The sequence below is a fragment of the Deinococcus aquatilis DSM 23025 genome (assembly GCF_000378445.1).
In the GTDB taxonomy this organism is placed as follows: Bacteria; Deinococcota; Deinococci; order Deinococcales; family Deinococcaceae; genus Deinococcus; species Deinococcus aquatilis.
The window spans coordinates 80409-91218 of record NZ_KB899711.1; the positions used below are offsets into that span (position 1 = coordinate 80409).

At 61.2% G+C, this 10810-nt stretch carries 9 protein-coding genes and 1 pseudogene; 8 read left to right on the forward strand and 2 right to left on the reverse strand.

Annotation, left to right across the window (positions count from 1 at the left end):
* The first annotated feature begins 52 nt into the window (after positions 1–52).
* Positions 53–1063 carry a hypothetical protein gene (locus tag F561_RS0111310; protein WP_019010081.1) on the forward strand — a complete coding sequence of 337 codons (1011 nt, stop codon included), beginning with the start codon at positions 53–55 and terminating at the stop codon, positions 1061–1063.
* A gap of 88 nt (positions 1064–1151) precedes the next feature.
* Here F561_RS0111310 and F561_RS0111315 read toward each other — a convergent pair whose 3' ends face one another.
* Positions 1152–1358, reverse strand: coding sequence for a hypothetical protein (locus F561_RS0111315; RefSeq protein WP_019010082.1), 207 nt, complete (start codon positions 1356–1358; stop codon positions 1152–1154).
* An 87-nt stretch (positions 1359–1445) separates the two neighbouring features.
* Between F561_RS0111315 and F561_RS0111320 the strand changes: the two genes are divergently transcribed.
* From F561_RS0111320 to F561_RS0111350, 7 genes are all read left to right on the forward strand, one after another.
* A complete protein-coding gene (locus F561_RS0111320; protein WP_245556497.1) occupies positions 1446–2609 on the forward strand; it encodes an MFS transporter in 1164 nt (387 codons plus the stop codon).
* A 210-nt stretch (positions 2610–2819) separates the two neighbouring features.
* Entirely contained in the window at positions 2820–3311 is a 492-nt protein-coding gene (locus F561_RS0111325) for a GreA/GreB family elongation factor (RefSeq protein ID WP_019010084.1), read from the forward strand.
* A gap of 190 nt (positions 3312–3501) precedes the next feature.
* Positions 3502–5052, forward strand: coding sequence for a lysine--tRNA ligase (gene lysS, locus F561_RS0111330; RefSeq protein ID WP_019010085.1), 1551 nt, complete (start codon positions 3502–3504; stop codon positions 5050–5052).
* A gap of 338 nt (positions 5053–5390) precedes the next feature.
* On the forward strand, positions 5391–6860 hold the full coding sequence (locus F561_RS25300; protein ID WP_019010086.1) for an ROK family transcriptional regulator: 1470 nt from the start codon (positions 5391–5393) through the stop codon (positions 6858–6860).
* An 89-nt stretch (positions 6861–6949) separates the two neighbouring features.
* Positions 6950–8200, forward strand: a complete 1251-nt coding sequence (locus F561_RS0111340; protein ID WP_019010087.1) for an ABC transporter substrate-binding protein — start codon at positions 6950–6952, stop codon at positions 8198–8200.
* 172 nt (positions 8201–8372) lie between these two features.
* On the forward strand, positions 8373–9494 hold the full coding sequence (locus tag F561_RS0111345; RefSeq protein ID WP_026298827.1) for a carbohydrate ABC transporter permease: 1122 nt from the start codon (positions 8373–8375) through the stop codon (positions 9492–9494).
* Positions 9494–10363, forward strand: a complete 870-nt coding sequence (locus F561_RS0111350) for a carbohydrate ABC transporter permease (RefSeq protein ID WP_019010089.1) — start codon at positions 9494–9496, stop codon at positions 10361–10363. The genes F561_RS0111345 and F561_RS0111350 overlap by 1 nt, the downstream gene beginning before the upstream one ends.
* Before the next feature lie 122 nt (positions 10364–10485).
* Here F561_RS0111350 and F561_RS30505 read toward each other — a convergent pair.
* Positions 10486–10810, reverse strand: a pseudogene (locus F561_RS30505) (IS630-like element ISAva6 family transposase); the annotation flags it as partial.

A 10810-nucleotide genomic window follows, 5' to 3' on the forward strand; every position in this document is an offset into this window, starting at 1 on the left:
CAGGCAGCATGCCAGAGTGTCTAAAAAATCCTCTCTTCTTGGCAAAGGCTTAATGCTCAAAGCTGGGTTTGTAACCCTGGCCCTCATGGCAGTGGCCGCACCGGGCCGCGCACAAACTACTCCTGCACAGTCCACTGCTCCCGAACCCTTCCGCTTCCAGTTTCCTGCTGGCTACGTGGGCCGTCTGGGCGGTACTGAGGGAACCCTGGACTTTGGCGCAGACATAGACAAGATCAATGCCTTCGGCGTTCGTTCCTTTCCTCTGCCTACGGCCCAGGACTGGCGTGTAGCTCTGGTTAAACACCTCAATTACTGGGAATACAACATCAGCACCCGTATCAAGGACACGACCCTATTGGCTGGAGTGGTCAACAACGGCGAAGCCCCAAGTGGAGTAGCCAAAGTTGAAGTTACACACGATCCCTTCAAAGGCATTCAGTACGGGGCCATTATTCAGGGGTATCAGGGCCTGCCTAACCTTGCCCGCTTCAATGTCGGGTACGCCTCAACGGTGTGGCAAGATCGGATTCGCATCCTGAATGTGGTAGGCATCGGTGCCGAACCTAGCAACTTCTTGCCCTATACCTTTTCTCAGGTCAACGGCGGCTACGGCGAACCCATAGGGCCACAATTCAACTGGCGTCTGGACAGCACCGCCCGCCTCTACACCTTCCCACTCGACAACAAGGCCCAGTGGAGTCTGGACGTCACTCCTTCGCTGGCCTACCGTCCTGCTGCGGGTGTTACCCTGAACCTGTCGCATCTGGAACGCTTTGCAGGTGGCGAGGTGGCGCTGCCCAGTTTCAATCTGGCGCGGTATGAGGAATCCAACGCGACCATCACCTACCGCATTCCGGGCACGCCTGACTTTGGCCTGGGTGCATTGCGGGTGCGCGGAACCCGCAACTGGACGGGCGATTACACCTACCTCCGCAACGATGTCTTACTGAATATCAAAGCCCTGCCGTTTCTGATTGGCCCCAGCATCGGCTACCAGTGGGGGCCAGCCAAAAACGGCAGTACCAGCCAGATGCTGTACGCACTGGTCGTCATGGGCAAGTAAAGGTAAAGATAGACAAGTAAAACCTGACTGCTCTGAACAGACAAGGCCCGCCAGCTCTGCTGTGCGGGCTTCAGCTGTAGCGCCCTGACTACTCTTGCTCAGTTTCCGGTGGCTGCGTGCTGGGTTCTCCGTCGTCCACGAAGACGCCCTGTTTAGGCATGTCCGTGGACTGCAAAACGTTGCCCTCGGGGTGCTGCTGGGCCTGCTCATCATCCTGGCGGTGCTGGCGCTCGGCGCTGTTGGTGAGGTCGCTGTGGGTCGGGCCGTTCTGGGCGGAGTCAGATTTACGGGTCATACGGCAGGGTAGGGGAGAGGCGGGGGGCCGCGCATGCAGGCTTTTCTTTATGGTGCCCCCCCAGGCTGCGTGCTAGGCTTCCCAGCCGTGAGTGTGCCTGAATCTGCCCTGCCCGAAAGCGTCAAACCGCTGCGCCTGTCGCTGCCTATGCTGGGTGCAGGGGCAGCGGCGTTTTTTACTTTGGGCATCATTCAGGCCATGTATGGCCCGGCCTTCGCCTTTTTTGAAGACCGCTTTGGAATAGACAAATCGGCGGTGGGCTGGATCGCCAGTGTGCATTTTCTGGGCTCGGCCCTTGCGCCGCCCCTCACTGGGCTGGCCCTGACGCGCCTGAGCCTGCGCCGTGTCGTGGTGTCTGGCCTGCTGATCCTGGCGTTCGGCGTGTGTGTGGTGGCTGCCGCGCCGCTGTGGAGCCTGGCTCTGTTGGGTGCGCTGGTGGGCGGGTTGGGAGTGGGGAGCGTCAGTGCAGCGCTCAATGCCGCCTATGCCAGCGTCGGCACCCGCGCTGTCAATCTGGTCAATGCTGTGTTCGGGCTGGGCAGCATCGCCGCGCCGTTGGTGGTGGCTGGCCTGGCCCCGCGCACCTTGGCCTTCCCCTTCCTGGTGGTGGCCGGACTCTCGGCCCTGACGCTGGGGCTGGTGCGGCTGTGGGGCGTGCCCGCCATGCAGGTGGCTCCGGCTCAGGCCGTCGTGGCGCGGCCCGGTGTACAGTTCGGGCTATTTGCCCTGTTGATCGCCACTTACGTGGGACTGGAGGCAGGGTACGGTGCGTGGTTGGCGCGGCATCTGGACGGTCTGGGCGTGGCAGGCTCGGCCTTCATTCTCAGTGGGTTCTGGGCGGGTCTGACGCTGGGGCGGATCATTACCGGGGCTGTGGGAGCGCGGGTGTCTCCGCCCCGGCTGGTGCTGGGCAGCTCTATCTTGGTGGCCCTGTGTGCGCTGGCGGCCACGCAGCCTGCTCTGGCCCCCGGAGCCTACCTCTTGGCAGGTCTTGCGCTCGGCCCCATCTTCGGTACCACCCTTGCGTGGATGACCCGCACCCTGCCTGCCCGCCTGATTCCTTTCCTGCTGGTGGCAGGTTCAGCGGGCGGCATCCTGATGCCTATTCTGCTGGGTGTGCTGTACTCGCGCAGTGGTCCGGCGGCTGTACCTGCCTCTCTGACAGTCCTGGGTGTGGTGCTGGTGATCCTGGTGGCCGCAACTGCCCGCCTGACCCGGCTGCGGCCTGCGGCTGTGGTTGGCGGCGTCTGACCTCCGCACCTTTGCCTGAACCCCGCGCATATGACAGAATGCGCCCGGAATCCCAGTCAATCTTTAAGTCCCCAGACCGGGGCAAATTGATCCCTCATCCATTCTTGCCGTGAGATTTCCCCACACCCAATAGAAGACGTTGAACAGACGGCGCCCAGCAGACACAGGCATTCTGGAGAGGGAAGCACCACGGCGCAACCGGAGGCAAGAGTGACGTCACAGGCAACCAAGCAGATCAGACTGACCCGCGAGGGCTTCGAGCGCCTTCAGAAGACCATGTTGCAGGAGCAAAACCGCCTCGCGGAAGCCACGCGGATTTTGCAGGAGCAGATGGAAACCAGCGCCGACAACGAAGACACCGGACTGGAAGATGCCAAGCGCGAGAAGATGAATATCGAGGCGCGGATCGATGAACTCGAAGACACGCTGGGCCGCGCCACCATCATCGAAGAGCACGAAAACGAGGGCCGGGTGGAACTGGGCGCACTGGTGACGTTGATCATCGACGCCACCAAAAAAGAGATGCGCGTGCAGGTAGTCAGTGCCCCCGAAGCCGCCGTCCTGGGCGGAAGTCTGCCCCGCATCAGCGAGGACAGCCCTGTGGGCAAGGAACTGATGGGCCGCAAAAAGGGGGACGCCTTCGTGGTGAACCTCGACAACGGCAAGCAGATGAAATACAAGGTGAAAGCCATCGAGTACTGAAGTTGTGGAGCGCAGGGGCAGCTGAGGGCCGGTGGTCTGAGGAAAGATTGCCAACTGACCTGAAGCCCCCGCAACAGCAGCTCTAAAACTTCACCTCTCACCCAATCCACTCCACCACAGGCCAGAGGAGAGCGCCGATGCTTGCGCCTCTGGCCTGCTTCTGTGGCGCTACCACCCTATACTCACGTTTATGTCGGAACTGTCCACCCCTGAATCTTCCCGGCCTGATCCTCTCCGGCCCAGCGGCCTGCACGAACAGACCATCAGCCGCCTGAACAACCTGGATGCCCTGCGCGAGGCGGGCTTCGAAGCTTTCCCCTACAGCTACCCGCAGACGCACCACGCCGCCGATGTGCTGCGGGCGCACCCGGCAGGTGAGGTAGGCCAGAAGTGGGAGGATCAGACCTACAGCCTGGCGGGCCGCGTCATGCAGTTTCGGCACATGGGCGGCGCGGCCTTTGCCGACGTGCAGGACGAGAGCGGCACCTTACAGGTCTACTTTGGCAAGAAGACCACCGAAGAATTTGCCGCCACCAAGAAGATCGATCTGGGCGACATCATCGGCGTGCGGGGCTTTCCATTCGTGACCAAAACCGGGCAGGTCACATTGGAAGCGCAGACGTGGCAACCGCTGGTCAAGAGCCTGCATCCCCTGCCCAGCAAGTTTTATGGCCTGCAGGACGAAGAATTGCGTGCCCGCCGCCGCTACGTAGACCTGATGATCAACCCCGAAAGCCGCGAGGTGTACCGCACCCGCTCGCGGATCGTGCGGGCCATCCGGCACTTTCTGGACGATCAGAACTTTATGGAAGTGGAAGGCCCGACCCTGCAAGTGGTGGCGGGCGGCACGGAAGCCAAGCCCTTTAAAACCTTCCACAATGCTCTTGGCCATGAATTCTCTATGCGAATCAGCCTGGAACTGTATCTGAAGCGGCTGATCGTGGGTGGATTCGAGCGCGTCTATGAAATTGGGCGCAACTACCGCAATGAAGGCATAGACCGAACCCACAATCCTGAATTCACGATGCTGGAAGCCTATTTTGCTTACGGCGACTACGAAGACATGATGCGTTTGGTGGAGACGATGTTGCACGGTCTGGTCATGGAATTGCGCGGCACACCCGTCATCGAATATCAGGGCAAAACGGTTGATTTCAGTTTGCCCTTCAAACGGCTGGATTTTGTCGCGGCCCTCACCGAAGCGGCGGCACTGGACTTTGATCCGCTGGACCTGGCGAAGTTACGCGAATGGAGCGATGCCAAGCATCCTGAATTCCGCAAGGTGCCCGATTACAAGTTGCTGGACAAGTTGGGCGGCGAGTACGTGGAACCCAGCCTGATCAACCCCACGTTCCTGACCAACATGCCGCTGGTCATCAGCCCACTGGTCAAGGCCCATCGCGAGCGCCCCGGTCTGGCCGAACGCGCCGATCTGTATGTGGCCGGATTCGAGCTGGCTCCGATCTATTCCGAACTCAACGACGCCCTGGATCAGCGTGCCCGGTTTGAGGCCCAGACCGCCCGCCGCGACGCGGGCGACGATGAAGCCCATGAGCAGGACGAAGATTTCCTGCTGGCGCTGGAATACGGCATGCCGCCCACTGCAGGCATGGGCATGGGCATAGACCGCCTCACGATGCTGCTCACCGACCGCGATTCCATCCGCGACGTGTTGCTGTTCCCGCTGTTGCGTCCCGAAACTTCGGGTGGGGCCGCACAGGGAGAGCAGGCAGAGGAATAAATAGATTTATCTGGAGTCTTCTTCAAGTGGAACTGGCTGGGGCTTTTGCTCCGGCCAGTTCACTTGAAGCCATTTTTGCCCTGCTGACGGGTGGTACATCTTCATTCTCGGTTTTGTAACCGGTTACGGTAGATCTGTAACCGGTTTTATTAATTCGTTCATTTGACAAACAAAATATTGAAGATGCAAGATGGCTTCATTCCAGATTCATCCGCTTCTGCACTTGGCAGGACACCCGGTTTTCCCATCTGTCTCCCAGGCTCAGCCTGGCCCAATTCTTCCTGACGCCTGCCGTGGCTGCGCGTTTTCCTCTCCTGTGAATCAACGGAGTTTTCCCCATGTCTGACGCTGTTCACGCCACCCTTGATCTTGCGGCCATCCGCGCACAGCACACGTTGCTGTTGCTTGGATTGCTGTGGCAGGGCGAGCGGGCACGTGTAGACATTGCCCGTGAACTGGGTCTGTCGCGCAGCGCAATCAGTTCTATGGTGAGCGAACTCATGGCCGTGGGGCTGGTGCAGGAAGTGGGAACGCGCGGATCGGGGACGGCAGGGCGGCGGGCCACGCTGCTGGCACTGAATGAACGCGCTGCCTACCTGCTGGCCATCGATCTGGGGAAAAGCCATGCCCGCGTCGATCTGCTGGACCTGCGCTGCCGCACACTGGCGACCCGGCATGTGGCACACGATATTCAGAGTGGCCCCGCCGCGACCTGTGCGCTTCTGGCGAGCCTCAGCGCCGCCGTGATGGGAGACGCTGGAATTACCCGCGCTGCCGTGGCACTGGCGGGCGTGGGCGTGCCCGGCCCCGTTGACCAGAGCACGGGCCAGATGATTCAACCCCCCAATATGCACGGCTGGGACGGCGAAAACGTGCGGGCCAGACTGGAAGGTACGTTGGGCGTCGGTGTGCAGGTCGATAACGATGCCAATCTGGGTGCCCTGGCCGAAGCCCGTTTCGGGGCACACCGGGGAGCTGTAGATCTGATTTACGTGAAAGTGGCGACCGGCATCGGGGCGGGCGTCTTGCTGGGTGGACGTCTGCACCGGGGCGTGCGGGGCGGGGCAGGCGAAATCGGCCATATCAGCATCAACGAGCGGCAGAACACGGCCCAGAGCACAGGTCAGCCAGAAGACGGGCAGGTCAACCAGCTGCCAGAAAGTCGGGGCGACCTTGAAAGTTACGCCGCGGCACAGGTCGTGGTGATGCTGGCTGCCACGCTCCGCACAGGCGGCATGCCCACCTCTTTGCCCGATCCCGCCACGCTGGGCGATCTGCTGGCCCACGCCAACACCGATCCGCTGGCCCGCGCCGTGTGGGAAGACTGCGGGCATCATCTGGGAGTGGCGGTCAGCACGGCGCTCAATCTGTTCAACCCCGAAGCAGTGGTCATCGGTGGGCGGCTTTCTCAGGCTGGAGAAGTCTTTCTGGACGCCGTGCAGCGCAGCGCCCTCAGCCGCACCATGCGGATCAATGCCGAGCGCACCCGCATAGAACTCAGCACACTGGGCAGCGAGGCGGGCGTCCTGGGGGCCGGAGCGATGCTGCTCGACCATCTGTTCACACCGCAGGGGTTGCGCCATCTGTACGCTATTTCGGCCTACACGTCTGCCCAGGCAGCGGTGCGCTTATCAGCACAGGCAGGCAATCCTCAGGCGGCGGTCGTGGCTGGCACTTCGGCCCTCTACACGGCGCACGCCAGCCCACCGCTCCCCGCCCTCTCTGCTGCGAGCCGTGCCCCACCAGACGCTCTCGCAGACCCCAGAGCAGACTCCCGAGGTCCGCCCAATTTGCCGCCGCCTGTCTGAAGGTTTCACCACCACTCCCTGAGTGCCGCTGCCTCAGCACAGACTTTCCCACCCGACATCACAGCCCACTTCCTTCCGGAGGAATTTACATGAGTAAAGTTCAGTTCAAGAAAGCCCTGCTGGTCGCTGCCGCCCTCGCCGTTACCACGTCTGCCGCTGCTGCGGGCAAACTGGAAATCTTTTCCTGGTGGTCGGGCGATGAAGGCCCCGCCCTCGAAGCACTGGTCAAGCTGTACAAGCAGAAGTACTCCAGCGTGGTTGTAGACAACGCCACCGTGTCGGGCGGTGCAGGCACCAACGCCAAAGCCGTTCTGAAGACCCGCATGCTGGGCGGCACGCCCCCCGACTCCTTCCAGGCCCACGCCGGACAGGAACTGATCGGTACCTGGGTGGTCGCCAACCGTATGGAAGACCTCAGCGCTCTGTTCAAGTCCGAAGGCTGGGACAAGGCGTTCCCCAAAGACCTGACCGCCCTGATCTCCAGCAAAGGTGGCATCTGGAGCGTGCCCGTCAACGTTCACCGCAGCAACGTCATGTGGTACAACCCCGCCAAACTGAAGGCCTGGGGCGTCACTGTGCCCAAGACCTGGCCCGAATTCATCACCACCTGCGCCACCCTCAAGAGCAAGGGCGTTGCCGCACCGCTGGTCATGGGCGAAAACTGGACCCAGCAGCACCTCTGGGAAAGCGTCATGATCGGCACGCTGGGCGCTCAGGGCTGGCAGAACCTGTTCAGCGGCAAGCTGAAGTTCACCGATCCCCGCGTGGTCGGAGCCTTCACCACCTTCGGCAAGGTCATGGACTGCGCCAACAAGGACGCCAGCGGCCTGAGCTGGCAGCAGGCCAGTGACCGCATCGTAGACGGCACCAGCGCCTTCAACATCATGGGTGACTGGGCCGCCGGATACTTCACCACCACCAAGAAACTGGCCCCCGGCACGGGCTTCGGCTGGGCCACCTCTCCCGGCACCAGCAAAGTCTTCGTGATGTTGGCCGACTCCTTCGGGTTGCCCAAGGGTGCCAAGAACCGTACCGAAGCCACCAACTGGCTGAAGGTGCTGGGCAGCAAGGCCGGACAGGACGCCTTCAACCCCCTCAAGGGCAGCATCGCCGCCCGTATCGACAGCGACCTGAGCAAGTACAACACCTACTCCAGAAGCGCCGCGACCGACTGGAAGACCAACAAGATCGTGGGCAGCATGGTTCACGGAGCCGTGGCCCCCGAGAGCTTCACCAGCGCGTTCGGAGCCATCATCGACCAGTTCGCCGCCACCAAGAACAGCGCTGGAGCCGCCGCCGCCGCCCAGCAGCTCGCTGTGAAGTCCGGATTCAGCAAGTAAACACAGCAGGGATCTAGGAAGTGGGGTGTGGGTTGTAGGAAGACCCTCACCCCCTTACGAAGTCTGGAGGGATGAGACAAGGATCAGCTTGTATGACGATCCCGCGTTTCATCCCTTTTGTTTTCCCATAGCCCACAACCCAGATCCCACACCCCTCAAAGGAGGCCACATTTTGAAAGGCCTGACCAAAGACCGCCTCTGGGCCATTGCCGTCCTGACGCCGAGCATCTTGCTCCTCGCCATCTTCGTCTACGGCTTTATCGGACGCACCGTATATGTCAGTTTTACCGACTGGGGCAACGATCCCGCACAGGCGTTGGCGCTGAATCCCATCATCAAATGGGTGGGCCTCGCCAACTATCAGGAACTGTTCACCGGATTCCTGCAGGGCCGTTTCCGCCAGGAAATGATCAGCACCATCTTCTTTACGGTGTTTTTCATTCTGGGCTGCCTGGGTCTGGGTCTGGGCCTCGCACTGGCGCTTGACCGCAACCCCAAAGGTGAGGCGCTGTGGCGCACCATTTTCCTGTTCCCCATGAGCCTGAGCTTTATCGTCACGGGCACCATCTGGCGCTGGATGCTGCAACCTCAGGGCGGCGTGAACCAACTCCCAGCCGCGTTTGGGGGCAAGCCCAGCACCTTCGGCTGGCTGAGCAGCACAGATTCGGTGCTGAAATTCGATTGGAACCTCCTGCCGATCATTACGGCAGTGGTGGTCGCCATCGTGATGGGCGTCATCGCCTACCGCGCCTTTGCCTCGGGCCAGCGCACCCGCACCATCGTGGCTGCCGCCAGTGCCGCCGTATTGCTGCTGTGGGCCGTATTCGTCGCTCCCAATCTCAAGATGCTGCCCGCCCCCGAGGTACACGGCTTCAACCTCGCTCTGGTGGGGATCGTCATCGCGGCGGTGTGGCAGATGAGCGGCTACACGATGGCGCTGTATCTGGCCGGATTGCGCGGCATTCCCGAGGAATTGCGCGAGGCAGCCCGCGTAGACGGCGCAAACGAAATCGACATGTACCGCCGCGTGGTGTTTCCGCTGCTGGCCCCCATTACCCTCAGTGCCATGATTATTCTGGGCCACATCAGCCTCAAGATTTTTGACTTGGTGTACGCGATGGCTGGCCCCGACAACACCTTTGCCAGCGTTCCGGCGCTGAACATGTACCTGACCAGCTTCCGCCAGAACCAGTTTGCGCTGGGCGCGGCCATCGGCACCATCCTGCTGATTCTGGTGGCCTTTATTATCGTGCCCTACCTGTCTTCTCAGTTCCGCACCGAGGAAAGCCACTGATGACCACCACCATTCCCACGGCGGCCACGGCCAAACCGCCCGCCACTGCACCGCGCAAAAGCATCGGGCGGCCCGGCCTGTACATCGTGCTGGTCATCGCCGCGCTGTTTTTCCTGCTGCCCATCTACCTGCTGTTTGCCACGGCGCTTAAATCACCCGACGCCATTAATCTGGCGACCACCTGGCGTTGGCCCGCCGCACTCAACTGGGCCAGCTTCAGCGATGCATGGGCCAAAATCGGCGGCAACCTCGGGAACAGCCTGTTCCTGGCCGTCGTCGCCACCGTTCTGGCCGCCATGATGGGCAGCCTCAACGGCTACGCGCTGGCAAAATGGAAGTTCCGGGGCGCGAATACCGTCTTCGCGCTGATGCTGTTCGGCATGTTCATTCCCTATCAGGCCGTGCTGATTCCGCTGTTCCAGTTCATCAAGGCACTGGGGCTGTACGGCACGATCTGGGGTCTGATTCTGGCGCATGTCGTCTACGGCCTGCCCATCACCACCCTGATCTTCCGCAACTTCTACGCCGATGTCCCCGACGCCCTCGTCGAAGCCGCCACCATCGACGGCGCGGGCTTCTGGCAGATCTACCGCCGGGTCATCTTCCCGATCAGCATTCCGGGCTTCGTGGTGGTCATCATCTGGGAATTCACGCAGGTCTGGAACGAATTCCTGTTCGCAGCCACCCTGACCAACACCAGCGCCCAACCTGTCACCTACGCTCTGTCGCAGTTGGCGGGCGGGCAGGCCGTCTCGTGGAATCTGCCGATGGCAGGCGCGATTCTGGCGGCGTTGCCCACACTGCTGGTTTACATCCTGCTGGGCCGCTACTTCGTGCGCGGTCTGCTGGCCGGAAGCGTGAAGGGCTAAAGCTTTCTCAAAACACAGATAAAGAAGAAGGCCGGAGCGATAGCGTTCGCTCCGGCCTTCTTCTGTTTATCTTTCCTGCTTTTTATCTTGCCTATACCCTACAACCCATGTCTCATACGAGCTTAAAATGAGTCCAAAACATGTTTGATCCAAGGGAAGAGGGTCAGCGATTTAACTTCCTGAGGGTTGTGCTGGAGCCGGACACACTCTGCGGCGATCAAATCCTCCACCTCTTGAAGGGTGTTGAGCGTCCGGTTGGCGATGGGCAGCTTCAGCTTGGTCACCATGGGTTCAGCGGGGGATAGTTCCGGCGTATACGCCGGAAAGGGCAAGAGGAAGAGATTCGGCGGCACCTGGAGTTTCTGGCTGGTATGCCAGCCCGCCTGATCGAGCAAGAGAACGATGAGTTGCTGCTGGTGTGGATCCACAGCCCGGCTGAACTCGTCA

What these genes read in the sequence shown, in the direction of transcription:
- F561_RS0111310 (WP_019010081.1), top strand. Translation starts at nt 53, where the DNA reads ATGCTCAAAGCTGGGTTTGTAACCCTGGCCCTCATGGCAGTGGCCGCA.
- F561_RS0111315 (WP_019010082.1), bottom strand. Translation starts at nt 1,358, where the DNA reads ATGACCCGTAAATCTGACTCCGCCCAGAACGGCCCGACCCACAGCGAC.
- lysS (WP_019010085.1), top strand. Translation starts at nt 3,502, where the DNA reads ATGTCGGAACTGTCCACCCCTGAATCTTCCCGGCCTGATCCTCTCCGG.
- F561_RS25300 (WP_019010086.1), top strand. Translation starts at nt 5,391, where the DNA reads ATGTCTGACGCTGTTCACGCCACCCTTGATCTTGCGGCCATCCGCGCA.
- F561_RS0111340 (WP_019010087.1), top strand. Translation starts at nt 6,950, where the DNA reads ATGAGTAAAGTTCAGTTCAAGAAAGCCCTGCTGGTCGCTGCCGCCCTC.
- F561_RS0111350 (WP_019010089.1), top strand. Translation starts at nt 9,494, where the DNA reads ATGACCACCACCATTCCCACGGCGGCCACGGCCAAACCGCCCGCCACT.